We start from the raw sequence: 24,920 nt of genomic DNA, 5'->3' as shown, positions 1-24,920 counted from the left end.
TATCTTCGATAGTCTTAATTTGACGCTATCCTTAAAGAACACTGGATTCCGTGAATCAATAATTCAGGAGAAAGTATTATGTTAGTAACGAGCAAAAAAATGACCGCTGCCATTCTGGCGATTACTCTGGCAATGTCGCTGAGTGCCTGCTCTAACTGGTCCAAACGAGATCGTAACACCGCAATCGGTGCTGGTGCAGGTGCAATAGGTGGTGCAGTCCTGACTGACGGTAGCACGCTGGGTACGCTGGGTGGTGCTGCAGTAGGTGGTATTATTGGCCACCAGGTGGGTAAATAATCTACGGTTAAACGGCTCGATATAATAATACGTTTACTTTTTCAGGTCTGTATTATTAAAAAGCCACGGAAATTTTCCGTGGCTTTTTTATTAACCGCCAGCCAGTTTAACTTTCATTCCTTTAGCTTCCAGCAGCGATTTAATCAGGTCGCGTTTATCCCCCTGAATTTCAATCACGCCATCTTTCACTGCTCCACCGCAACCACACTTTTTCTTCAGTTCTGCGGCTAATTTGGTCAGTTCGGCATCGTCTTGATCAATACCGGTAATCAGGCACACGCCCTTCCCTTTGCGACCACTGGTCTGGCGCTGGATACGAACAATGCCATCGCCTTTTGGACGCTCAGGCGCTGTTTTCGGTTCATCAATACGCCCGGAGTCGGTAGAGTAGACCAGACGAGAGTTTGAGTCGTTCATTTACGCACCTCGTTTCAGGGAAGCATTGATCATCTTCAGCGTCTGCGCGGGATCGGCCGACTGGGTGACCGGACGACCAATCACCATGTAATCCACACCTGCTAACTGCGCCTGTTCCGGTGTCATAATACGACGCTGATCGCCCGCCTCGCTGCCTTCTGGACGAATCCCCGGCGTCACCAGCTTAAATGCCTGGCCCAACGCCTGCTTGAATCGCACCGCTTCCTGAGCTGAGCATACGACACCGTCCAGACCACAATTCTGGGTTAAGCGCGCCAGTCTTTCAGCATAATCTGCAGGTGACAACGTCACGCCGAGATCGGCGAGGTCGCTGGCTTCCATACTGGTCAGAACCGTCACGGCAATCAGCAGCGGCGCGTCCTGGCCAAAAGGCACTAAGGCTTCACGGGCTGCAGTCATCATACGCACCCCGCCAGAAGCGTGAACGTTAACCATCCAGACGCCAAGTTCGGCAGCAGCGGCAACTGCATGCGCGGTGGTATTGGGAATATCATGAAATTTCAAATCAAGAAAGATGTCAAAACCACGCTGTTGTAGATCGCGAACCAACTGAGGTCCAAAAAGCGTGAACATCTCTTTGCCCACTTTCAAACGGCAATCACGAGGATCAATTCTGTCGACAAAAGCTAATGCTTTATCACGATTAGAATAATCGAGAGCGACAACGACAGGAGAATCGGTAACAGCACGAGAAGAAGATGAAGCAGTAAACGTCATGACCAGACCTTCTTGAGGATGGGCGCCCACGGCGGCGCGAAATGGGTAAACGGCGTGCATTCTACCTGCGGTAATAGAAAATTAACAGGCGCGATTACATTTCTGCCAGGCGAACCGGCAACGGAGGTTGAGGATGGATCTATTACACACCAACAGTATGTTGTAACTAAAATAAGGTTTTTTTAAAAATTACAGCCCATCAAGTCCGCGAATGGGCTTAATGGTTGACCATGAACGGCAGGATGGACAGTGCCAGTAAAGCGTATACGCGGTAAAACCGCACTTCTGGCAGCTGTAACGCGGTTTACTACGTACCTGCTCTCCGACCATATCGCGCAGAACCATCAGGCTCTCTTTGGCACGCCCTTCTTCGGCTTCGTGGAGATGATAATCCATCAGCTTGTGGAACACGCGCATCGTAGGATGACGTTGCAGCTGACGAGTGATATAGACCTGAGCGGTATCAGCCCCCTCACGCGCCTCAAGAATATCCGCCAGCATCAGTTCGGCGGCGGCACCAGTATTTTCCTCAACGGCCCGACGTAAAAACTCCGCCCACTCATCGTTTTTCCCCAGATGCTGGTAGCAGCTTTGCAGCATTTCCAGCGTTTCGCTGACCAGCTCTTTATCCTGGGAAATGACCCGTTGCAGGCTTTCAACCGCCTTCGCGTAATCACCTTTTTCCATGTACACGCGCCCCATCATGATGGATACCCGTGCACTGTTTTTGTCTGCCGCCGCGCCTTTTTTCAACAGCGTCATGGCGCGATCCATATCGTCGCTACCCATTTGCTGTAAGGCCAGTTCGCAGTAGAAGTGGGCTATCTCATTACGCTGTTTGTCTTTGCCGAGTTTTACCAGACGCTCTGCTACATCAATGGCTTTTTGCCATTCGCTGGTGGCCTGATAAATTTGCAACAGTTGCTGTAATGCGCCAACCCGAAAATCAGTTTCATCGGTAAGCTGATTGAACATGTCTTCCGCGCGGTCGTACAGTCCCGCGGCCATGTAGTCGCGCCCCAGCTGTTGCACGGCCAGCAAACGCTGCTCGTAGGTCAGCGAGGCACTTTCCATTAACGTTTGATGGATGCGGATTGCGCGATCGACTTCACCGCGAGAGCGGAACAGGTTTCCGAGGGTGAGATGAGCCTCAACGGTGCCTGTGTCCTCTTTTAGCATATCAAGGAACAGATCCACCGCTTTATCTTGTTGATTGCTCAGGAGGAAGTTAACCCCGGCGACATAGTCACGAGAAAGACGGTTAGCTTCATCCTGCTTGGTTTGTTGCGCACTTCTGCGACCCATATACCACCCATAGGCAGCGGCTACAGGTAAAAGCAGAAACAACAACTCCAACATAAATAATTATTCCTTCACAACCGACGAATCGGCAGATACCGCAACGTCGGTCGCAGGCGCAAGCTGGTTTTCCAGTCGTTTGATTTTACGTTCGGCGCGCGCAAGAGACACACGAACCTTCAGCCAGAAAAGGCCGCAAATTAGCCAACCAATCGCAAACCCTGCGGCAAACAATACAGCAAGCAGCGTAGAGATACGATACTCACCCTGAGCCAGCAGGTAATTAAACGTAACCTGTTGATCGTTTTGCGCACCCAATGTCACCGAAATAACAAAAATCGCCAACACCAGTAAGAAAATGAGTAAATATTTCACATTACTTCCCGTTATGTGGTTTGAGCGAATAAATCGTGTCCAACTTACCGCGTTGAGCCCTTTAAATTACCATTTTCACAACGAGTGCGAAACGGAAAAGCGCTTTCCACTTTATGATTTAAGGGCAAAATTTGAAAAATCAATCATCGCTAGCTTTCTTGTTCTCGCTGCGCGATTTCTTTTTTCTCCTGCACTGGTGGGGTTAATGGTCCGCATACCCGCTGTGCAAACCAGGTTGCCAGCGTCACCAGCAGCCACGAAATCAGCGTTGCCACCACCAAATCACGGGGCCAGTGCATGCCTAACAGCAAGCGGCTGCCCATCACGCCGGTCGCCCAGATCAGCAAAAACACAATCGTCAGCGTACGTCTGCGCGGCCATAACAGCCCTACGCCCAGTAAAGCCCAACTGGCGGCAAACATCGTATGTCCGGACGGAAAGGCAAACCCCGTTTCTTTTTGCCAGTGCTTGCGTAAAAACGTTGGAATATCCTGCTGTTCGGCCAATTGTTCTTTGACTAAATGCCCACGATCTTTACGTTTTAAAGTGTAGAACTCATCAACCGGAATATGGTGCGTTTTTTCCAGCCACACGACAAAAGGTCGCGGTTCTTGCACCCTGTCTTTTACCCAGGACTTCACGCCCTGTCCCACTAAAATCGCCGCTGCCAGAATAGCAAACAACATTATCGCGGCTTTAAGACGAAAACGCAGGCACCACAGAAACCATGCACAAAGCGCAACGTGAGTGATAATTCCCCACGGCTGCGTCACCGTTTCCGTTACCCAGTACAAGGATTTTAACCACCAGACATTGTGCCCCGGCTGCCAGCTCCAGCCTGATACCCATACGGCAACCGGCATGATAAGTAGCAGTCCGGTCCCCACTGCGGTGCGCTTTGCAATAGACAGCATTGCCTCTCCTTTCGTCGATAAGTATCACAATCATAACTGAAAAATTCACACGTCGGGAAAATTGACAATTTTGTGCCATTCCAAAAGCGAATCCGTGGTCGCGATTAGGTGAACGTCGTTGCCTTATGGCAAAATAGTGTAATACAGAACAGAAGCCGACAGGCGAAGGCACGACGAGTGCCAGCATAATCTGGAGAATTACATGCAGCTTAAACGTGTGGCAGAAGCCAAACTGCCAACCCCCTGGGGTGATTTCCTGATGGTGGGATTTGAAGAACTGGCAACCGGACACGATCATGTCGCACTGGTTTTTGGTGATATAACAGGCCAAACACCTGTCCTGGCGCGCGTCCACTCCGAATGTTTGACTGGTGATGCGCTGTTTAGCCTGCGTTGCGATTGCGGTTTCCAGCTCGAAGCGGCCCTCACCCACATTGCAGAAGAAGGGCGTGGTATTCTGCTTTATCACCGTCAGGAAGGACGCAACATTGGCCTGCTCAACAAAATCCGCGCTTACGCGTTGCAGGACCAGGGTTATGATACCGTTGAAGCGAATCATCAGTTGGGATTTGCGGCAGACGAGCGCGATTTCACGCTGTGTGCCGATATGTTCAAGCTGCTGGGCGTGGATGCGGTACGTTTGCTGACCAATAACCCGAAGAAAGTAGAAATCCTGACCGAAGCGGGAATCAATATTGTTGAACGCGTACCGCTGATCGTGGGCCGTAATCCAAAAAATGAACATTATCTGGACACCAAAGCCGCCAAGATGGGACATTTGCTGGGCAAATAATCGTTGTCACCGCCTATCAAAAAGCCTGCTCTCGCAGGCTTTTTTGCATTTTAATTCAACATATTACGAATCACGTAGTGCAGAATGCCGTCGTTTTGGTAATACGTTAGCTCCGTCGCGGTATCAATGCGACAGCGGCATAGAATCACCTCTTTACGCCCATCTGCGCGTACCATACTCACCGGAACTGTCGCCCCCGGTTTAATGTTTTGTAGGTCCGTAATATCGATCGCCTCCTCACCGGTTAATCCCAGCGTTTTACGCGTGACGCCCTGCGGGAATTCCAGCGGTAAAATGCCCATGCCAATCAGGTTAGAACGGTGAATTCGCTCAAAAGACTCTGCGATAACCACGCGAACTCCCAGCAAACGTGGGCCTTTCGCCGCCCAGTCGCGGCTGGAGCCGGATCCATACTCTTTCCCGGCAATCACCGCCAGAGGCACGTTCTCCTGCTGGTATTGCATGGCCGCATCATAAATAGCTACCACTTCGGTTCCCGGCAAATGACGCGTCATACCACCTTCCACGCCGGGTACCATCTCATTGCGAATACGAATATTGGCAAAGGTACCACGCATCATCACTTCATGATTCCCGCGTCGTGAACCGTAAGAGTTAAAATCTTTACGCTCAACGCCATGGCTTTGCAGATAGCGCCCCGCCGGGCTGTCTGGTTTAATACTGCCGGCAGGAGAAATATGGTCGGTGGTAACAGAATCTCCGAGCATCGCCAGAATACGCGCACCGTGAATGTCCTGAACCGGATCCGGCGTAGCCTGCATACCATCGAAGAACGGTGACAAACGGATATAGGTCGAGTCAGACTGCCAGCCATAGGTATCAGCGCGATCAACCTGGATTGCTTTCCATTCTGGCGTGCCTTCAAAGACTTCAGCATACTCTTTGTGGAACATGGCGGTAGAGACCTGCTCAACGGCGCGGGCAATTTCCTTGGCTGTCGGCCAAATATCTTTCAGATAAACGGGATCGCCTTTTCTGTCATGGCCTAACGGATCTTTCGTCAGGTTGATATTCATATTCCCCGCCAGCGCGTAGGCTACCACCAGCGGCGGAGACGCCAGCCAGTTGGTCTTCACGAGCGGATGGATACGACCTTCAAAGTTACGGTTTCCAGAAAGCACTGCCCCAACCGTAAGATCGCCTTTTTTGATGGCTGTTTCGATAGGATCGGGTAAGGGTCCAGAGTTGCCAATACAGGTGGTACAGCCATAACCCACAAGATTAAATCCCAGCTCATCAAGGTACGGAGTAAACCCAGCCTTTGCCAGATAATCGGAAACCACCTTCGATCCTGGCGCCAACGAGGCTTTCACCCATGGCTGACGTTTCAAACCAAGCGTTACGGCTTTTTTCGCCAGCAGCCCAGCCGCCATCAATACACTTGGGTTTGAGGTGTTGGTACAAGAGGTGATAGCGGCTATCACCACCGCGCCGTCCGGCAACTTATACTGCTGACCGCTCATGGTATAGTCCACTGGCTGGCGGTCTTTAAGCGAGCTATTCACCTCGAGTTCATTACTCGCCGAAAAGGCTTTCGGCACATCAGCCAGCGCCACCCGATCCTGCGGACGCTTCGGTCCAGCAAGGCTTGCCTCTACACTGCCCATATCCAGCTCCAACGAACTGGTAAACACAGGTTCATCCCCTGGGTTACGCCACATTCCCTGCGCTTTGGCATAGGCATTGACCAACTCAACCTGTTCCTCACTGCGCCCGCTCAGACGCATATACTCAAGGGTAATGTCATCGATCGGGAAGAAACCGCAGGTTGCGCCGTATTCCGGTGCCATGTTCGCAATGGTTGCTCGATCGGCCAGAGGTAAGGTGTCCAGCCCATCACCGTAGAATTCAACGAATTTACCGACTACACCGTGCTTACGCAGCATCTGGGTGACGGTCAGAACCAGGTCGGTGGCAGTGATGCCTTCCCGCAGTTTACCCACCAGTTTAAAGCCCACAACATCCGGGATCAGCATTGAGACCGGTTGACCTAGCATTGCCGCTTCAGCTTCAATGCCTCCAACGCCCCAGCCCAGCACACCGAGACCATTAATCATCGTGGTATGGGAATCGGTACCGACCAGTGTATCGGGATAAGCCACCCACTCACCGTCCTGTAACTCGCTCCAGACAGCTTTGCCAAGATATTCAAGGTTAACCTGGTGGCAAATCCCCGTACCCGGCGGTACAACGCTGAAGCGACTAAATGCCTGCTGTCCCCATTTCAGGAACACATAACGTTCATGGTTACGTTCCATTTCCAGGCGCACGTTTTCTTCGAAAGCATCATCATCACCGAAACGATCCACCGTTACCGAGTGGTCAATGACAAGATCCACTGGCGAAAGCGGATTCACTTTTGCCGTATCCCCACCCAGACGTTTCACCGCTTCGCGCATGGCGGCGAGATCGACCACCGCCGGCACGCCGGTAAAATCCTGCATCAGAACACGAGCAGGTCGATAGGCAATTTCTCGATCGGCATGGGCGGTCTTCAGCCAATGCGCAAGCACATGAATATCATCTTCGGTAACGGAATTACCGTCCTGCCAGCGAAGCAGGTTTTCCAGCAAAACTTTTAGCGATTTCGGTAAACGGGTGATATCACCCAGTGATTTAGCGGCCAGCGGCAGACTGTAGTAACGGTAGGTTTTATCTTTAACCTGCAATGTGTCCTTACTGGCTTCTCGTAGGGTCGACGACATAGCTCCTCCTTAATGACAGGGTTGGATCCCCTGATTTTCCTCAGGGTTAGTATTAAAGATAACACAAACAAAATGTAACGCTTTGATAACAACTCAAATTGATAAAAGTGGAGGGCTACAAAAGGGACAACTGAAGTATCTGGCGAGGAGAAAGGTTTAAGCGGTCAAGGTTAATACGGTGATAAGCATGGCTCATCACGATTGCCCGGAATAAAATATTTGCAGTACAAGACAACAGACTAATAATAATTATAAAATTCGTATCAATTATTGTTTCTGTTCATCATCATCCGCAAACAGATCGATAAACGCCCGTTGTTCAGGAGAGAGTTTCCAGGTCGCTGGAATATTCGGCTTATTCTCTGCGCTGCGTTGACTCTCTTGTTCATGATCATCCGGAGATGGCATCACGGTGGAGCGTTGTTCCAGTGTGGACATGACCTACCCCCACACATTCCAGGCCACGAGCGCGACAATAATCCAGAACACGGCAGAGCCAAGAAACACAGCGAACCAGGCTTTACGTTTCATGACGGGATCCCGGCGTGCTGGCTGGTTTCCTGAAGGCATCGCTAACCTCATACTATCGAAATCACTTATCATTTAAGCACCAAACAATCGGTACAATTAATCATCAGATAGGAGGAATCCTAATAAAAAAGGTCAAAAAAAGCCAGTTAATTTTCATACTCGACCTGATAAATAAATTAATTATTTGATCGGTTATAAATATTTGAGAGGGGTTTTTGGCGACCTTACTAATTTGAAACTACTTTAGCAAGTGTTTACCATAAACAATATATGGTTAATACATAGAGGAAAAATATTGAATAGATTCAGACTCTGCCGTCGGTATCGCTTTATGTTTGAGGATACCGACGAGGTAACAGCCGTTATTATTTCTCAGGCAATTTAATATCTTTAAACATGGCTTCAATATCGTCGTTGGAACGTAGCGCCACCGCCGTATCCACCACATCACGCGTCAGATGCGGCGCGAAACGTTGAATAAAATCATACATGTAACTGCGTAAAAAAGTGCTGCGACGAAAACCAATCTTGGTGGTGCTATGGCTGAAGATATCATGGGCATCAACGCGCACCAGGTCAGGGTCGGAGACAGGATCAACCGCCATACTGGCAATTACCCCCACGCCAAGGCCCAGGCGTACATAGGTCTTAATGACATCGGCATCGGTCGCGGTAAAAACTATACGCGGCTCAAGCCCCGCACGGTTGAACGCGGTGTCCAGTTCCGAACGTCCGGTAAATCCGAACGTGTAGGTCACCAGTGGATACTGCGCCAGTTCTTCAATGGATACGGCGGATTTGCCCGCCAACGGATGGTCCGGCGTAACGACAATCGAACGGTTCCAGTGGTAGCAAGGCAGCATCACCAGATCGTCATACAGGTGCAGGGCTTCCGTCGCGATAGCAAAATCTGCATTCCCTTTCGAGACGGCTTCGGCGATTTGCGTCGGCGATCCCTGGTGCATATGCAATGAGACGCGTGGATAACGCTCAATAAAGCCTTTAATAACGTTCGGCAAAGCGTAACGCGCCTGAGTGTGCGTGGTGGCGATATACAGTGAGCCTTTGTCCGGCCAGGTATGTTCGCCAGCAACGGACTTAATGGCATCCACCTTCGACAAAACTTCTCGCGCGATTCGAATGACTTCCTGCCCCGCTGGCGTAACCTGGGTCAGGTGCTTACCGCTACGGGCAAAAATCTGGATGCCAAGTTCATCTTCCAGCATACGAACTTGCTTACTGATACCTGGCTGCGAGGTATAAAGCCCTTCCGCCGTTGAGGAGACATTAAGGTTGTGGTTCACCACCTCAACAATGTAGCGAAGCTGCTGTAATTTCATGTTAAGCCATCCCGATTTTCGCCATCAAATCATCGTTTCAGAGCAGGCTCGTTGGCGCTGCTAATACGATTTAATAATAAAAAGTGTGTTAACTATAACCACTATATCATTTCTATGTGAGCTGTATAGGGATGACAAAAAATAATACGCCAGAAACAAAAAGGGCCGCTTACGCGACCCTTTGAGGAGAAATTCAGCCGGAATGCTGTTATTTCTTCCCTTCTACCCATTTACCGTCAACGAAGAACGCTGACCAGCCGGTCGCCTTACCGTCTTTCTCCGCAGCAACGTATTGCTGCTTGGTTTTACGGCTGAAACGAACCATCGACTTGTTGCCGTCCGGGTCAGTCTGCGGCGCATCTGCCAGATAGCGCAGTTTTTCCGGCAGACGATCGCGGAAGCGGTACAACTCTTCAACCAGCGGCGCACGTGTCTCACGTGATTTCGGGAACGTATTTGCCGCCAGGAAGATCCCTGCAGCGCCATCACGTAACACGAAATACGCATCAGATTTTTCACACGGCAGTTCCGGCAACGGAACCGGATCCTCTTTCGGTGGAGCAACTTCACCGTTACGCAGGATCTTACGGGTATTTTTGCACTCGTCGTTGGTACACGCCATGTACTTGCCGAAACGTCCCATTTTCAGGTGCATTTCAGAGCCACATTTCTCGCACTCAACAATAGGACCGTCATAACCCTTGATGCGGAATTCGCCTTCTTCGATCTCATAGCCGTCGCAGGTAGGGTTATTACCACATACATGCAGCTTGCGCTTAGGATCGATAAGGTAGCTGTCCATCGCCGTGCCGCACTTCTGGCAGCGACGTTTGGCGCGCAAAGCGTTGGTTTCCGCATCGTCGCCTTCCAGCACGTTCAGCACTTCGTTTTCCGGCACCAGGTTAATGGTGGTTTTGCAACGCTCTTTCGGGGAAAGCGCATAGCCAGAACAACCCAGGAAAACGCCAGTGCTGGCGGTACGAATACCCATCTTGCGTCCGCAGGTTGGGCAATCAATGCTGGTCAGCACCATCTGGTTCGGACGCATACCGCCCTCTTCAGGATCTTTCTCGGCTTTATCCAGTTGCTGAGTAAAATCAGTGAAGAAGTTGTCGAGTACGCCCTTCCATTCGGCTTCGTGATTTGCCACCTGGTCGAGACTGTCTTCCATCTGCGCGGTAAAGTCGTAGTTCATCAGTTCGCGGAAGTTTTCTTCCAGACGATCGGTGACGATTTCACCCATTTTTTCAGCGTAGAAGCGACGGTTCTCAACGCGAACATAACCGCGATCCTGAATCGTAGAAATGATCGACGCATACGTGGATGGGCGACCAATCCCACGTTTTTCAAGCTCTTTAACCAGCGAAGCTTCACTGAAGCGCGCAGGCGGTTTGGTAAAGTGTTGCGCAGGTGTCAGTTCGATGAGCGTCAACGTATCGCCTTTATCCACCGCAGGTAAAATGCGGTCTTCATCGCCCTTACGCAGCGCAGGCATCACTTTCGTCCAGCCATCGAAGCGCAGAATACGACCACGCGCCTTCAGACGGAAATCACCCGCGCCCACCGTCAGCGTGGTGGAATCATATTTAGCAGGCGTCATCTGACAGGCAACAAACTGGCGCCAGATCAGCTGATACAGTTTTTGCGCATCGGCTTCCATATCTTTCAGCGATTCCGCCTGAACGGCGACATCGGAAGGACGGATAGCTTCGTGCGCTTCCTGCGAGTTCTCTTTGCTGGCGTATTGGTTCGCGCTCTCCGGCAGATACTTTTTGCCGAAATTATCGCTGATGTAATCGCGAACCATGTTCACCGCATCCTGGCTCAGGTTGGTTGAGTCAGTACGCATATAAGTGATGTAGCCCGCTTCATACAAGCGCTGCGCCATCATCATGGTTTTCTTCACGCCGAAGCCCAGACGCGTGCTGGCGGCCTGCTGTAGCGTGGAGGTGATGAACGGCGCACCCGGCTTGCTGCTGGTCGGCTTATCTTCGCGTTCCAGAACGCTGTAGCGCGCTTTTTCCAACAGGCTAACGGCGGCAAGCGTTTGTTCCCGGTTGACCGGACGGAACGGTTTATCATTCTGATGCGTCACCTCAAGCGGTAACGCGTCACCGCCTGGCGTCGTCGTGTTAGCATCAATTTCCCAGAACTCTTCAGGAACGAATGCTTTGATTTCGCGTTCACGCTCAACCACCAGACGCACGGCAACCGACTGTACGCGGCCTGCTGACAGGCCTCGCGCAATTTTTTTCCACAGCAGCGGCGACACCATATAGCCCACAACACGGTCCATAAAGCGGCGCGCCTGTTGCGCATTGACGCGGTCGATGTTCAGCTCGCCCGGCTTTTCAAACGCCTGACGAATAGCGTTTTTGGTAATTTCGTTAAACACCACGCGACTGTAGCGGGTGTCGTCGCCGCCGATCACTTCCCGCAGGTGCCACGCAATGGCTTCCCCTTCGCGGTCAAGGTCGGTTGCGAGATAGATGTGGTCGGCTTTTTCAGCCAGTTGCTTCAGTTCAGAAACAACTTTTTCTTTACCGGGCAGCACTTCATAGCGCGCATCCCAGTTGTGCCACGGGTCAACACCCATACGATTGACGAGAGCGCCACGTTCATCCTTTTTGGGCTTTTTAGCCGTTTTGGTGGAGGTTGAGTCGGCGCTCTTTTTAGTTGCTGAGCCACTGGTCGGCAAATCACGGATATGACCGACGCTGGATTTCACCACGTAGTCATTACCCAGATACTTGTTGATCGTTTTGGCTTTTGCCGGGGACTCAACGATGACAAGAGCTTTACCCATATTCACCTTTACCTAATTTGATTCTTCCAGAATGCGTCGCACGTTGATTCACCTTCCACTGGCGACGAGACATCGATATGGTCTCTGCGTCGGCGGATATCAACCCTTAAACTAATTCGCGTTTGTAATGTAACTCTCATGTAACTGAGTTAACAGGCTTTTTCGCTCACAAACGCTATAGCACGACGGAGTATTGGTCGAATGTCAAGCAAATCTGTTGCCAGATTGACGAAAGCGTCACACTGTACCTGATAAAATGCGTTACGCAACTTTATTAGCATGCAAAAACAAATCTCGCCACTTGCAACACTGTCGTAAGACCTTCATTTAAGTCAGGGAATATTTGCCCATAAGCCGGGCTCGGCGTAGACTAATGTCCTTGTTTAAGGAGTAAATAATGCATAAAGACACTCAACCCATCGATCGCGAAACACTGCTGATTGAAGCCAACAAAATCATTCGTGAGCATGAGGACACGCTGGCGGGGATTGTCGCCACCGGCGTAACGCAGCGAAATGGCGTGCTGGTTTTCAGCGGAGATTACTTTTTAGACGAGCAAGGGCTACCGACGCCCAAAAGTACGGCGGTGTTTAATATGTTTAAACATCTGGCGCACGTACTTTCTGAAAAGTATCACTTGATCGATTAACACGAGAAATGATTTGCCGGATGGCGGCTGCGCCTCATCCGGCAATTACAATTTTACATCAGCGGTTTTTGTCCTCGCTGCCACCAACGCATCAGTAAACGATCGGCGCTCTCGGCGGCACTGCCGGTAAAACGGTCCATCAGTTTTTTACGCTGCAGATAACGTACGTTTAATACGTCACGACCGTCCATCAGTCCGAGGATCACCTCATCACTGGTATTGATCTCATCCACCAGCCCGTTGGCCAGCGCCTGTTGACCAAACCAGTGTTCACCCGTGGCAACCTGCTCAATGTCCAGAGCCGGACGCATGCGCTGTACAAAATCTTTAAACAGATGATGGGTTTCGTTCAGGTCTTCGCGGAATTTCTGCCGCCCTTCTTCCGTGTTTTCACCAAGTAAGGTCAGCGTACGCTTGTACTGTCCGGCGGTGTGCAGTTCGATATCAATATCTTTCCCTTTCAGGAAGCGGTGAAAGTTCGGGATCTGTGCCACAACGCCAATAGAGCCGACAATAGCAAACGGCGCCGAGACAATTTTATCCGCCACGCAAGCCATCATATATCCGCCGCTCGCAGCGACTTTATCTACCGTAACGGTCAGCGGGATCTGCTTATCGCGCAGACGTTGTAACTGGGACGCGGCCAGGCCATAGCCGTGTACTACACCGCCCGGACTTTCCAGACGAACCACGACCTGATCCTGGGGTTTAACGACCGCCAGCACTGCCGTCACCTCTTCGCGTAATGCGCTGACCTCATGGGCATCCATACTGCCTTTAAAATCAAGTACCCATACCCGTGGTTTATCAGATGACGTACTGTCTCCCAGTTTCGCTTTTGCCTTAGCGGCCTTCGCCTCAAGCTTGTGTTTCTTTTTCTGCGCCTTATGCCAGAATTTTTGCTGATGCCCATCCAATAAGGCCAGCGACAGGTCTTCTTTCATCTCTTTATATTGATCGCTGAGATTAATAACCCGCAATTCCCCACGCTGACGTTTGCGTTGTGTCGCGTTTACGATCAGCATAACTACCACCGCAATAGCCACCACGACAGTGACAATTTTTGCCAAAAACAACCCATATTCAGACAACAATTCCACGTGACCCACCTTGGTTAAACAACGCTACTTTCGCTCAGTGTACAACAGCCTTGTTAACCCGTCTTGCTTCATCCATTCAGTAAAAAGCATGACAACGCGTTCATTTTGCGGTGTTATTGCCTTTGGCTGATTGAAAAAGAACAGGGTTTAAGGCATAAAGCCCAAAAGTTATCGCGAACGAGATGGCCAGGACGTCGCCGAGGAGTAGCCGTGCATTATCAACCGAAACAAGATCTTCTACAGGACCGCATTATTCTGGTCACCGGTGCCAGCGATGGTATCGGACGTGAAGCCGCACAGACCTACGCGCGTTACGGCGCGACCGTTATTCTGTTAGGGCGTAACGAAGAAAAACTGCGTCAGGTTGCCCGCTCCATCGCCGAAGAAAAAGGTACGCAACCACACTGGTTCACGCTGGATCTGCTCACCTGTACGTCTGACGAATGCCACCAGCTCGCACAGCGCATTGCCGCGCATTTCCCGCGTCTGGATGGCGTACTGCATAATGCCGGATTGCTCGGTGACATTTGCCCGATGAGCGAGCAAAACCCGCAGGTATGGCAGGACGTGATGCAGGTAAACGTGAACGCCACCTTTATGCTGACTCAGGCATTGCTGCCGTTGTTGCTCAAATCCGATGCCGGATCGCTGGTCTTTACCTCCTCCAGCGTCGGTCGCCAGGGGCGCGCCAACTGGGGGGCATACGCCACCTCCAAATTTGCTACCGAAGGAATGATGCAGGTTCTGGCTGATGAATATCAGCACCGCCACCTGCGCGTAAACTGTATCAATCCTGGTGGAACACGTACCGGCATGCGAGCCAGCGCGTTCCCGACGGAAGATCCGCAAAAATTGAAAACCCCCGCCGATATTATGCCGCTGTACCTGTGGCTGATGGGCGATGACAGCCGCCGTAAAACCGGTATGACTTTCGATGCCCAGCCGGGCCGTAAACCAGGAATCGCCCAATGAGTGAAGAACGCTATCAGCAGCGCCAGCAGCGCGTAAAAGACCGGGTTGACGCCCGTGTTGCCGCCGCCATAGACGAGCGCGGGATTATTATTGTGTTCACCGGAAATGGTAAGGGTAAAACCACCGCCGCGTTCGGTACCGCCACGCGCGCAGTAGGCCACGGTAAAAAAGTCGGCGTAGTGCAATTTATTAAGGGGACGTGGCCAAACGGTGAACGTAACTTACTCGAACCCCAGGGCGTTGAGTTTCAGGTCATGGCGACAGGATTTACCTGGGAAACGCAGAACCGCGAGTCCGACACCGCAGCCTGCATGGCCGTATGGGAACACGGCAAGCGGATGCTGGCCGACGCTGAGCTGGATATGGTGATACTGGACGAGCTGACCTATATGGTTGCATACGACTATCTGCCGCTCGACGAGGTCATCAATGCCCTAAACGCGCGCCCTGCCCATCAAACGGTCATTATCACCGGTCGTGGATGTCATCGCGATATTCTGGAGTTAGCGGATACGGTCAGCGAACTGCGGCCGGTTAAGCACGCCTTTGAAGCGGGTGTGAAAGCCCAGATGGGGATCGATTACTAACAGTAGGCCGGATAAGGCGCTTACGCCGCATCCGGCTCCACGCTAACGCCTGATGGCGCGTTGCTTATCAGGCCTACTCATGATTAACCGTTGTTGCTGCGACCGCCCGGACGACGGCTGCTGCCAACCTGAGAGTGGCGCTTCACCGCACGGCGGATCTGGTTTGCCTTCATACGGCGACGATCTTTCTCGACGGCAACTTTAGAGGTGGTTTCCGGCTTCAGTTCCACCAGTTCACGCAAATAGTTGGTCTGCGCGAGGTCAAGTTCCGTCCAGCCGCCACGCGGCAGGCCTTTCGGCAGCGGGATATCACCGTAACGTACACGGATAAGACGACTTACCTGCACGCCCACGGCTTCCCACAGGCGACGGACTTCACGGTTACGCCCTTCGGTCAACGTGACGTTATACCACTGGTTGATCCCTTCACCGCCGCTGAACTTGATCGTTTTAAATGCGGCCGGACCATCTTCCAGCTGCACGCCACGACTCAGATCGCGCAGTTTTGCGTCATCAACCTGACCAAACACACGCACCGCATATTCACGTTCAACTTCGCGGCTTGGGTGCATCAGACGGTTCGCCAGTTCGCCATCGGTGGTAAACAGCAGTAAACCACAGGTATTCACGTCCAGACGTCCCACGGCAATCCAGCGCGCATCGCGCAGTTTTGGCAGACGATCAAACACGGTCGGACGACCTTCCGGGTCGTTACGGGTACACAGTTCACCTTCTGGCTTGTAATAAGCCAGAACACGGCAGATTTGCTCCGCAGATTCTTTCACCGAAATCAGATGACCGTCGATACGGATTTTCAGACCCGGCGTAACTTCAACGCGATCGCCGAGCGTGGCAATTTTGCCATCAACGCTCACGCGACCCGCGGCAATTATGGATTCAATTTCACGGCGAGAACCGTGGCCAGCGCGCGCCAGCACTTTTTGTAACTTTTCGCTCATAGAGCTTCCTTTAGATGTCGCCTTCACAGGCGTCGAACAGGAGAATCAACGGCGCCAGTCAGCGCCATTTTAAGGCCGCGTAGTATAGCGGTTCGCGCCCTTATAAGAAAGGTTTAACGTCGCCGACGCCTTCGCGCAATACCACCGGGGAATCATCGGTTAAATCGATAACCGTGGTTGGCTGCTGGCCGAGATATCCACCGTGGATAATCAAATCCACCACTTTCTCCAGACGATCTTTGATTTCTTCCGGATCTGACTCGGTAAATTCGCTGCCCGGCAGCATCAGTGATGTAGAGAGCATAGGCTCGCCCAGCGCTTCCAGCAGCGCCAGCGCAATCGGATTCGAGGGTACACGCAAGCCGATGGTCTTACGTTTTTCCTGCAACAGTCGACGTGGTACTTCTTTCGTCCCCTTCAGGATGAACGTGTAGTTACCCGGCGTGTTGTTTTTAATTAAACGGAAGGCCACGTTGTCGACAAACGAATAGGTCGACAGTTCGGACAGGTCACGACACATCAGCGTAAAGTTGTGCCCGTCCGGCAGGTGACGGATGCGACAAATGCGCTCCATTGCGCCTTTATCTTCAATTTTGCAACCCAACGCATAGCCGGAATCAGTTGGATAGACGATCACCCCTCCTTTACGCACGATTTCAACGGCCTGATTGATCAGGCGCTGCTGTGGGTTTTCGGGATGAATATAAAAAAACTGGCTCATACTTTCCTCTCTGTGGTCTCGGGCTGTTCCCAAAGTTGCCAGACGCCTTCTACGCCTGCGGGCAACCAGAGTTTACGACCCAGCTCAATCCATGGGCAGGGTAGATGAAAATCAGACCCTTGCGATGCCCACAGTTGATGCTGACGCGCAAGCGTCGCCAGATGGGTGCGTTCATTGGGAGACTGCTGGCACTGTGCCACTTCCATCGCGTCGCCGTGATGTTCAGCAAAATGCGCAACCAGTCTTTTCAGCCACTTAGCGCTAAGATCGTACCGCCCAGGATGAGCCAGAACTGCCTTACCGCCAGAATGATGAATGACATCAATAGCTTGTTCTATTGTACACCACTGTGGCGGAACGTAACCGGTTTTCCCACGAGCAAGATATTTTTTAAAGACATCTGCCATGGTTGTGGCTTTTCCGCACTCCACCAGGAAACGCGCGAAATGCCCCCGAGTGATCGCCCCGCCATCAGCCAGGCGTAATGCCCCTTCCCACGCGCCGGGAATATGCGCTTTGTCGAGTCGTTCAGCAATCAGGCGCGCGCGCTGCTGACGACGTTCCGTTTGCTGCGCCAGAAATTCGCACATCATTGGATGGGCGATATCAATGTTCAGACCCACGATATGGATCTCATGGTTTTCCCAGACTGTTGATATCTCGACGCCAGGGATCAAATTTAACGCTAAACCCGCACGTGAAATTTCTTCTCTTGCCGCCGCAATACCCGCCGTGGTGTCATGATCGGTGATCGCCAGTGTACCGACTCGCATCTCTACCGCACGGTGTACTAAGGCTTCTGGCGTTAATCGCCCATCGGAGGCTGTAGTATGACTGTGCAGGTCATAAATCACTGCGTAATTCGTGTCGCTCAATGCGGCTCCCGTTTCACTAAATGTCTTAACCCGCCCATCATAGCGGTTTAGACAAATATACTGAAATCAGGTGTTGACTTTATTCCATTGAACTAGTTAACTAGTACGCAAGTTCACATGAAGAAGGTATCTGAGATGAAAGCAACATATGTTCTGCACGGTTGGTGGCGCACTTCCTGATTTCGGGCAGTGTCTTACGTCTGCAATATGCAACCAGATACCCGGCCCGCCAAATGAGCGGGCTTTTTTTTGAACAAAATTAATGAGAATAACGATGCAAACACAAAAACCGACACTCGAGCTGCTTGCCTGCGATGCCGCCTACCGTGAAAATCCGACGGCGCTGTTTCATCAGGTGTGTGGCGCACGTCCGGCAACGCTGCTGCTGGAATCTGCCGATATCGACAGCAAAGACGATCTGAAGAGCTTGCTGCTGGTCGACAGCGCATTACGAATTACCGCCATCGGTGACACTGTCACCATCCAGGCATTATCCGCTAACGGCGCATCGCTGCTGCCGCTGCTGGATGCTGCCCTGCCCGCGGGTGTTGAGAACAAACAACAGCCGAATGGTCGCCATCTGCGATTCCCTGCCGTTAGCCCGCTGCTGGATGAAGACGCCCGCTTATGTTCCCTGTCCGTATTTGATGCCTTCCGTTTATTGCAGGAGCTGGTGAATGTTCCTGCGCAAGAACGTGAAGCGATGTTCTTCGGCGGTCTGTTTTCCTACGACCTGGTTGCCGGTTTTGAAGATTTACCTCAGCTTGAAGCGGGCAACCGTTGCCCTGACTACTGCTTCTATCTGGCAGAAACGCTCATGGTCATCGACCATCAGAAGAAAAGCACCCGCATTCAGGCCAGCATATTTACCCCCAGCGATGCAGAAAAACAGCGTCTTAATGCCCGTCTGGCGCAACTGAGCCAGCAGCTTACCGAACCTGCGCCGCCGCTGCCCGTCACTGAAGTTCCGCACATGCGCTGCGAATGCAATCAGAGCGATGAAGAGTTTGCCGCCGTGGTTCGTGGTATGCAAAAAGCCATTCGCGCTGGCGAAATTTTCCAGGTGGTTCCATCCCGTCGTTTCTCGCTGCCCTGCCCGTCACCGCTGGCGGCCTACTATGTGCTGAAGAAAAGTAACCCCAGCCCGTACATGTTTTTTATGCAGGACAACGATTTCACACTGTTCGGCGCCTCTCCGGAAAGCTCGCTGAAATACGATGCCACCAGCCGGCAGATTGAAATCTACCCGATTGCCGGGACCCGCCCACGCGGTCGTCGTGCGGACGGGTCACTGGACCGCGATCTCGACAGCCGTATTGAGCTGGAGATGCGTACCGATCATAAAGAGCTTTCCGAGCACCTGATGCTGGTAGACCTTGCGCGTAACGACCTGGCACGCATCTGTACGCCCGGCAGCCGCTACGTTGCTGACCTCACCAAAGTGGATCGTTATTCCTTCGTTATGCACCTGGTTTCCCGCGTAGTCGGCGAGCTGCGTAGCGATCTGGATGTGCTGCATGCTTACCGCGCCTGTATGAACATGGGTACGCTAAGCGGAGCACCGAAAGTTCGCGCCATGCAGCTTATCGCCGAGGCCGAAGGCCGTCGTCGCGGCAGCTATGGCGGTGCAGTAGGTTACTTCACGGCCCATGGCGATCTGGATACCTGTATTGTGATTCGTTCCGCCCTCGTGGAAGACGGTATTGCCACCGTACAGGCTGGCGCCGGAATTGTTCTGGATTCCGTTGGGCAGTCAGAAGCCGATGAAACCCGTAATAAAGCGCGTGCGGTTCTGCGTGCTATCGCCACCGCACACCACGCACAGGAGACCTTCTAATGGCTGACATTCTGCTGCTCGATAATATCGACTCTTTTACCTATAACCTGGCAGATCAGCTGCGTACTAACGGTCATAACGTGGTGATTTACCGCAACCATATTCCGGCCCAGACATTAATAGACCGCTTAGCGACCATGAAAAATCCGGTGCTGATGCTCTCCCCAGGTCCAGGTGCGCCAAGCGAAGCGGGCTGCATGCCGGAGCTGTTAACCCGCCTGCGCGGCAAGCTGCCGATCATCGGCATTTGTCTGGGGCATCAGGCCATTGTCGAGGCCTATGGTGGATACGTGGGACAGGCGGGGGAAATCCTGCACGGCAAAGCGTCCAGCATTGAACACGACGGTCAGGCAATGTTCGCCGGTCTGGCAAATCCGCTGCCGGTGGCGCGCTATCACTCGCTGGTTGGCAGCAACGTTCCGGCCGGATTGACCATCAACGCCCACTTTAACGGCATGGTGATGGCGGTACGTCACGATACCGATCGCGTATGTGGCTTCCAGTTCCATCCAGAATCCATTCTGACCACCCAGGGCGCACGTCTGCTGGAGCAAACGCTGGCCTGGGTGCAACAGAAACTCGAACAGACCAATACCCTGCAACCTATTCTGGAGAAACTGTATCAGGCCCAGACGCTGTCTCAGCAGGAAAGCCACCAGCTGTTCTCCGCCGTGGTACGCGGTGAACTGAAGCCGGAACAACTGGCTGCGGCGCTGGTGAGCATGAAAATTCGTGGCGAGCACCCGAATGAAATTGCCGGTGCGGCAACCGCGCTGCTGGAAAACGCCGCCCCGTTCCCGCGACCTGATTATCTGTTTGCCGATATTGTCGGTACCGGCGGTGATGGCAGCAACAGTATCAATATTTCCACCGCCAGCGCCTTTGTGGCGGCCGCTTGCGGGCTGAAAGTCGCCAAACACGGCAACCGCAGCGTCTCCAGCAAGTCGGGTTCTTCGGATCTGTTAGCGGCTTTTGGCATCAATCTGGATATGAACGCCGATAAATCCCGTCAGGCACTTGACGACCTCGGTGTGTGTTTCTTGTTTGCGCCGAAATACCACACCGGTTTTCGCCATGCTATGCCGGTACGCCAACAGTTGAAAACCCGTACGCTGTTTAACGTCCTCGGCCCGTTGATTAACCCGGCACATCCGCCGCTGGCGCTGATCGGCGTTTACAGTCCGGAACTGGTGCTGCCGATTGCCGAAACGCTGCGCGTGTTGGGGTATCAGCGGGCAGCCGTGGTGCACAGCGGAGGCATGGATGAAGTTTCCCTGCATGCACCGACCATTGTGGCAGAGTTGCATGATGGCGAAATCAAGAGCTATCAACTGACGGCGGAAGACTTTGGCCTGACACCTTACCACCAGGAACAGCTGGCTGGCGGCACGCCGGAAGAAAACCGTGACATTCTTAGTCGCTTGTTACAAGGTAAAGGTGAAGCCGCTCATGAAGCTGCTGTTGCCGCGAATGTCGCCATGTTAATGCGCCTGCACGGTGAAGAAGATTTAAAAGCCAATGCGCAAACCGTGATTAATGTACTGCGCAGCGGTACGGCCTATGACCGTGTCACTGCACTGGCAGCAAGAGGGTAAATGATGCAAACCGTTTTAGCGAAAATTGTCGCAGACAAGGCGATTTGGGTAGAAGCCCGCAAACAGCAACAACCGCTGGCCAGCTTTCAGAATGATGTTCAACCCAGCTCTCGTGATTTCTACGATGCGCTGCAAGGTGCACGCACCACCTTTATTCTGGAGTGCAAAAAAGCGTCTCCGTCAAAAGGCGTGATCCGTGATGACTTCGACCCGGCACAGATTGCGGGCGTATATAAACAATATGCTTCCGCGATTTCCGTACTGACCGATGAGAAATATTTCCAGGGGAGCTTTGATTTCCTGCCCATCGTCAGCCGCATCGCACCGCAACCGATTCTGTGTAAGGACTTTATTATCGATCCTTACCAGATTTACCTGGCGCGCTTCTATCAGGCGGACGCCTGTCTGCTGATGCTGTCGGTGCTTGATGATGAGCAATATCGTCAACTCGCCGCCGTCGCCCACAGTTTGAAAATGGGCGTACTGACCGAAGTCAGTAACGATGAAGAGCTGGAGCGAGCTATCGCACTGGGCGCCAAAGTCGTCGGTATCAACAACCGTGATTTACGCGACCTGTCGATCGATCTGAATCGCACCCGCCAACTTGCGCCGCGACTGGGTCATGGCGTAACCGTCATCAGCGAGTCCGGTATCAATACCTATGGTCAAGTGCGAGAACTCAGCCACTTCGCCAACGGTTTTCTGATTGGCTCTGCGTTGATGTCGCATGATGATCTGCATGCTGCCGTGCGTCGCGTTCTGCTCGGCGAAAATAAAGTCTGCGGTTTAACCCGGCCTCAGGATGCAAACGCGGCATACGAAGCGGGTGCCATATACGGCGGGTTGATTTTTGTGTCCACATCGCCACGCGCGGTCAGCGTTGAACACGCGCGCGAGGTCATGACCGGCGCACCGCTGCAATATGTCGGGGTGTTTCGCAACGCAGAGATCACCGACGTGCGCGAAACAGCGGCGGCTCTGGGGCTAACAGCCGTGCAATTGCATGGTAGCGAAGACCAGGCCTATGTTGACGCCCTGCGCGACGCGCTACCCGAACAGGTGCAAATCTGGAAGGCGTTAAGCGTCAGCGAAACGTTGCCAGCTCGTGATTATCAGCACGTCGATAAATACGTATTCGACAATGGTCAGGGCGGCAGCGGTCAACGCTTCGACTGGTCACTTTTAGGCGGACAATCGCTGGATAACGTTTTACTGGCTGGCGGACTCGGCGCTGATAACTGCGTTGACGCGGCAAAAACCGGCTGTGCCGGTCTCGATTTCAATTCTGGCGTAGAGTCACAGCCGGGCATCAAGGATGCACGTCTTTTGGCTTCGGTCTTTCAGACGCTGCGCGCATATTAAGGAAAAGGACATGACAACATTACTCAATCCGTATTTTGGTGAATTTGGCGGTATGTATGTGCCACAGATTCTGATGCCTGCCCTGCGCCAGCTGGAAGAAGCTTTTGTCAGCGCGCAAAAGGATCCTGAATTTCAGGCGCAGTTTACAGACCTGCTGAAAAACTATGCTGGTCGTCCAACTGCCCTGACCAAATGCCAGAACATTACTCAAGGCACCAACACTACGCTGTATCTCAAACGTGAAGATTTGCTGCACGGCGGCGCGCACAAAACCAACCAGGTGTTGGGCCAGGCGTTGTTAGCGAAGCGTATGGGGAAAACGGAGATCATCGCCGAAACCGGCGCGGGCCAGCACGGTGTTGCATCAGCTCTCGCCAGCGCACTGCTGGGGCTGAAATGCCGTATTTATATGGGTGCAAAAGACGTTGAACGCCAGTCGCCAAACGTTTTCCGTATGCGTCTGATGGGGGCTGAAGTTATCCCGGTTCACAGCGGTTCTGCAACGCTGAAAGATGCCTGTAACGAAGCGCTGCGCGACTGGTCTGGCAGCTACGATACCGCGCACTATATGCTCGGTACGGCGGCGGGTCCACATCCCTTCCCGACCATTGTTCGTGAATTTCAGCGCATGATCGGCGAGGAAACTAAAGCGCAGATCCTTGAAAAAGAAGGTCGCCTGCCGGACGCGGTTATCGCCTGCGTGGGCGGCGGTTCTAACGCCATCGGTATGTTCGCGGACTTTATTAATGAAACCAGCGTCGGTCTGATTGGCGTCGAGCCTGGCGGCCATGGGATTGAATCAGGGGAACATGGCGCACCGTTGAAGCATGGTCGTGTCGGGATTTACTTCGGCATGAAGTCCCCGATGATGCAGACCGAAGAAGGACAGATTGAAGAGTCTTACTCTATTTCCGCGGGGCTGGATTTCCCGTCTGTCGGGCCGCAGCATGCGTATCTGAACAGCATTGGTCGCGCCGATTATGTTTCGATCACCGACGACGAAGCGCTCGAGGCCTTTAAAACGCTGTGTCTGCACGAGGGGATTATTCCGGCGCTGGAGTCCTCCCATGCCCTGGCACACGCATTGAAAATGATGCGTGAAAACCCGGAAAAAGAGCAGTTACTGGTGGTTAATCTCTCCGGTCGCGGCGACAAAGACATTTTCACCGTACACGATATTCTGAAAGCGCGAGGGGAAATCTGATGGAACGTTACGAAAACCTGTTTGCACAGCTGAAGGACCGCAAAGAAGGTGCTTTTGTCCCCTTCGTAACTCTGGGCGATCCGTCTGTTGAGCAGTCACTGAAAATCATTGATACGCTGATTGAAGCCGGTGCCGATGCCCTTGAGCTCGGTATTCCGTTCTCCGATCCGCTGGCTGACGGTCCAACCATTCAGGAAGCTACCCTGCGTGCATTTGCCGCCGGCGTCACGCCGTCGCAATGCTTTGAAATGCTGGCGTTGATTCGCCAGAAGCACCCTACGATTCCCATTGGCTTGCTGATGTATGCCAACCTGGTGTTTAGCAAGGGCATTGACGAGTTTTACGCCCAGTGTGAAAAAGTGGGCGTGGATTCCGTGTTAGTGGCCGATGTTCCCGTTGAGGAGTCCGCGCCATTCAGAGCTGCGGCGCTCCGCCACAACATTGCGCCAATTTTTATCTGCCCACCGAACGCTGATGAAGAACTGCTGCGCCAGATAGCCTCTCATGGCCGCGGCTATACCTATTTGCTTTCGCGTGCGGGCGTGACCGGTGCAGAAAATCGAGCGGCGTTACCGCTGCATCACCTGGTCGAAAAGTTGAAAGCATATGATGCTCCGCCTTCTTTACAGGGGTTTGGTATCTCTGCGCCTGAGCAGGTAACCGGCGCTATTGACGCTGGCGCTGCCGGCGCAATTTCCGGCTCGGCAATAGTGAAAATCATTGAGAAAAATGTTGCGGCACCGGAACAGATGCTGGCTGAGCTGAAAGCTTTTGTCAGCGCGATGAAAGCCGCCACCCGGCAGTAAGCTAAAACAACCGCCAG

General features: G+C 52.6%; 24 protein-coding genes and 1 other annotated feature. Of the genes, 10 read left to right on the top strand and 14 right to left on the bottom strand.

The features are described 5' to 3' along the window. The first annotated feature begins 78 nt into the window (after positions 1–78). Positions 79–297: an osmotically-inducible lipoprotein OsmB gene (gene osmB / locus HV352_RS10730; RefSeq protein WP_003020583.1), complete on the top strand. Its 219-nt coding sequence runs from the start codon at positions 79–81 to the stop codon at positions 295–297. Positions 298–387: 90 nt separating this feature from the next. On the opposite strand, the gene yciH is transcribed toward osmB, so the two are convergent. The 5 genes from yciH to pgpB all read right to left on the bottom strand — a co-directional run bounded on the left by yciH (position 388) and on the right by pgpB (position 4,040). Continuing rightward, positions 388–714: a stress response translation initiation inhibitor YciH gene (gene yciH, locus HV352_RS10725; RefSeq protein ID WP_016153243.1), complete on the bottom strand. Its 327-nt coding sequence runs from the start codon at positions 712–714 to the stop codon at positions 388–390. Then, positions 715–1,452 carry an orotidine-5'-phosphate decarboxylase gene (gene pyrF / locus HV352_RS10720; RefSeq protein ID WP_181635472.1) on the bottom strand — a complete coding sequence of 246 codons (738 nt, stop codon included), beginning with the start codon at positions 1,450–1,452 and terminating at the stop codon, positions 715–717. A gap of 189 nt (positions 1,453–1,641) precedes the next feature. After that, complete coding sequence (lapB, locus tag HV352_RS10715) at positions 1,642–2,811, bottom strand: lipopolysaccharide assembly protein LapB (protein WP_047417273.1); 1,170 nt, start codon at positions 2,809–2,811, stop codon at positions 1,642–1,644. A 6-nt stretch (positions 2,812–2,817) separates the two neighbouring features. Then, a complete protein-coding gene (locus tag HV352_RS10710) occupies positions 2,818–3,126 on the bottom strand; it encodes a LapA family protein (protein ID WP_006684318.1) in 309 nt (102 codons plus the stop codon). Positions 3,127–3,275: 149 nt separating this feature from the next. Then, complete coding sequence (gene pgpB / locus HV352_RS10705) at positions 3,276–4,040, bottom strand: phosphatidylglycerophosphatase B (protein WP_181635412.1); 765 nt, start codon at positions 4,038–4,040, stop codon at positions 3,276–3,278. A 202-nt stretch (positions 4,041–4,242) separates the two neighbouring features. Here pgpB and ribA point away from each other — a divergent pair, with 202 nt between their 5' ends. Continuing rightward, positions 4,243–4,833: a GTP cyclohydrolase II gene (gene ribA, locus HV352_RS10700; protein WP_016153247.1), complete on the top strand. Its 591-nt coding sequence runs from the start codon at positions 4,243–4,245 to the stop codon at positions 4,831–4,833. Positions 4,834–4,883: 50 nt separating this feature from the next. Here ribA and acnA read toward each other — a convergent pair whose 3' ends face one another. The 5 genes from acnA to topA form a co-directional block, all read right to left on the bottom strand. Further along, positions 4,884–7,559, bottom strand: coding sequence for an aconitate hydratase AcnA (acnA, locus tag HV352_RS10695; protein ID WP_181635411.1), 2,676 nt, complete (start codon positions 7,557–7,559; stop codon positions 4,884–4,886). 267 nt (positions 7,560–7,826) lie between these two features. After that, positions 7,827–7,997 carry a hypothetical protein gene (locus HV352_RS10690; protein ID WP_016153249.1) on the bottom strand — a complete coding sequence of 57 codons (171 nt, stop codon included), beginning with the start codon at positions 7,995–7,997 and terminating at the stop codon, positions 7,827–7,829. A 3-nt stretch (positions 7,998–8,000) separates the two neighbouring features. Continuing rightward, positions 8,001–8,141 carry a YmiA family putative membrane protein gene (locus HV352_RS10685; protein ID WP_213238933.1) on the bottom strand — a complete coding sequence of 47 codons (141 nt, stop codon included), beginning with the start codon at positions 8,139–8,141 and terminating at the stop codon, positions 8,001–8,003. 314 nt (positions 8,142–8,455) lie between these two features. Continuing rightward, a complete protein-coding gene (gene cysB, locus HV352_RS10680; RefSeq protein WP_016153251.1) occupies positions 8,456–9,430 on the bottom strand; it encodes an HTH-type transcriptional regulator CysB in 975 nt (324 codons plus the stop codon). A gap of 208 nt (positions 9,431–9,638) precedes the next feature. Further along, positions 9,639–12,236, bottom strand: a complete 2,598-nt coding sequence (gene topA, locus HV352_RS10675; RefSeq protein ID WP_016153252.1) for a type I DNA topoisomerase — start codon at positions 12,234–12,236, stop codon at positions 9,639–9,641. A gap of 397 nt (positions 12,237–12,633) precedes the next feature. Between topA and HV352_RS10670 the strand changes: the two genes are divergently transcribed. Further along, positions 12,634–12,885, top strand: a complete 252-nt coding sequence (locus tag HV352_RS10670) for a YciN family protein (protein ID WP_003020616.1) — start codon at positions 12,634–12,636, stop codon at positions 12,883–12,885. Positions 12,886–12,938: 53 nt separating this feature from the next. Here HV352_RS10670 and sohB read toward each other — a convergent pair whose 3' ends face one another. Beyond that, a complete protein-coding gene (sohB, locus tag HV352_RS10665; RefSeq protein WP_016153253.1) occupies positions 12,939–13,985 on the bottom strand; it encodes a protease SohB in 1,047 nt (348 codons plus the stop codon). A gap of 210 nt (positions 13,986–14,195) precedes the next feature. Here sohB and HV352_RS10660 point away from each other — a divergent pair, with 210 nt between their 5' ends. Together HV352_RS10660 and cobO are read left to right on the top strand one after the other, a co-directional pair. Beyond that, on the top strand, positions 14,196–14,957 hold the full coding sequence (locus tag HV352_RS10660; protein ID WP_181635410.1) for a YciK family oxidoreductase: 762 nt from the start codon (positions 14,196–14,198) through the stop codon (positions 14,955–14,957). After that, positions 14,954–15,544 (top strand): cob(I)yrinic acid a,c-diamide adenosyltransferase, encoded by a 591-nt coding sequence (cobO, locus tag HV352_RS10655; RefSeq protein ID WP_149381887.1) that lies wholly within the window; start codon positions 14,954–14,956, stop codon positions 15,542–15,544. Before HV352_RS10660 ends, cobO begins: the two co-directional genes overlap by 4 nt. An 83-nt stretch (positions 15,545–15,627) precedes the next feature. Here cobO and rluB read toward each other — a convergent pair whose 3' ends face one another. The 3 genes from rluB to rnm form a co-directional block, all read right to left on the bottom strand. Beyond that, a complete protein-coding gene (rluB, locus tag HV352_RS10650) occupies positions 15,628–16,503 on the bottom strand; it encodes a 23S rRNA pseudouridine(2605) synthase RluB (RefSeq protein ID WP_003020625.1) in 876 nt (291 codons plus the stop codon). Positions 16,504–16,603: 100 nt separating this feature from the next. Beyond that, a complete protein-coding gene (locus HV352_RS10645; RefSeq protein WP_016153256.1) occupies positions 16,604–17,224 on the bottom strand; it encodes an L-threonylcarbamoyladenylate synthase in 621 nt (206 codons plus the stop codon). Further along, on the bottom strand, positions 17,221–18,099 hold the full coding sequence (gene rnm, locus HV352_RS10640) for an RNase AM (RefSeq protein WP_029139558.1): 879 nt from the start codon (positions 18,097–18,099) through the stop codon (positions 17,221–17,223). Before rnm ends, HV352_RS10645 begins: the two co-directional genes overlap by 4 nt. 156 nt (positions 18,100–18,255) lie before the next feature. Next, positions 18,256–18,350, top strand: a sequence feature (Trp leader region). Positions 18,351–18,373: 23 nt separating this feature from the next. On the opposite strand from rnm, the gene HV352_RS10630 reads away from it, so the two are divergent. The 5 genes from HV352_RS10630 to trpA are packed head-to-tail and all read left to right on the top strand — an operon-like array spanning position 18,374 to position 24,903. Beyond that, entirely contained in the window at positions 18,374–19,936 is a 1,563-nt protein-coding gene (locus HV352_RS10630) for an anthranilate synthase component 1 (protein WP_016156654.1), read from the top strand. Further along, positions 19,936–21,531 (top strand): bifunctional anthranilate synthase glutamate amidotransferase component TrpG/anthranilate phosphoribosyltransferase TrpD, encoded by a 1,596-nt coding sequence (trpD, locus tag HV352_RS10625; RefSeq protein WP_016156655.1) that lies wholly within the window; start codon positions 19,936–19,938, stop codon positions 21,529–21,531. Before HV352_RS10630 ends, trpD begins: the two co-directional genes overlap by 1 nt. A gap of 3 nt (positions 21,532–21,534) precedes the next feature. After that, the gene (gene trpCF, locus HV352_RS10620; protein WP_016156656.1) at positions 21,535–22,893 is read left to right on the top strand and encodes a bifunctional indole-3-glycerol-phosphate synthase TrpC/phosphoribosylanthranilate isomerase TrpF; all 1,359 of its coding nucleotides are present in this window, start codon (positions 21,535–21,537) and stop codon (positions 22,891–22,893) included. A 10-nt stretch (positions 22,894–22,903) separates the two neighbouring features. Then, positions 22,904–24,097, top strand: a complete 1,194-nt coding sequence (gene trpB / locus HV352_RS10615; RefSeq protein WP_003020645.1) for a tryptophan synthase subunit beta — start codon at positions 22,904–22,906, stop codon at positions 24,095–24,097. Then, positions 24,097–24,903 carry a tryptophan synthase subunit alpha gene (gene trpA, locus HV352_RS10610; protein ID WP_016156657.1) on the top strand — a complete coding sequence of 269 codons (807 nt, stop codon included), beginning with the start codon at positions 24,097–24,099 and terminating at the stop codon, positions 24,901–24,903. Before trpB ends, trpA begins: the two co-directional genes overlap by 1 nt. The last annotated feature ends 17 nt before the right edge of the window (positions 24,904–24,920 follow it).

The sequence above is a fragment of the Citrobacter sp. RHBSTW-01044 genome (assembly GCF_013781945.1).
Taxonomy (GTDB): domain Bacteria; phylum Pseudomonadota; class Gammaproteobacteria; order Enterobacterales; family Enterobacteriaceae; genus Citrobacter; species Citrobacter braakii.
The sequence above is the reverse complement of the archived record's forward strand: the minus strand, read 5'-3'. Positions and strand labels throughout refer to the sequence as shown.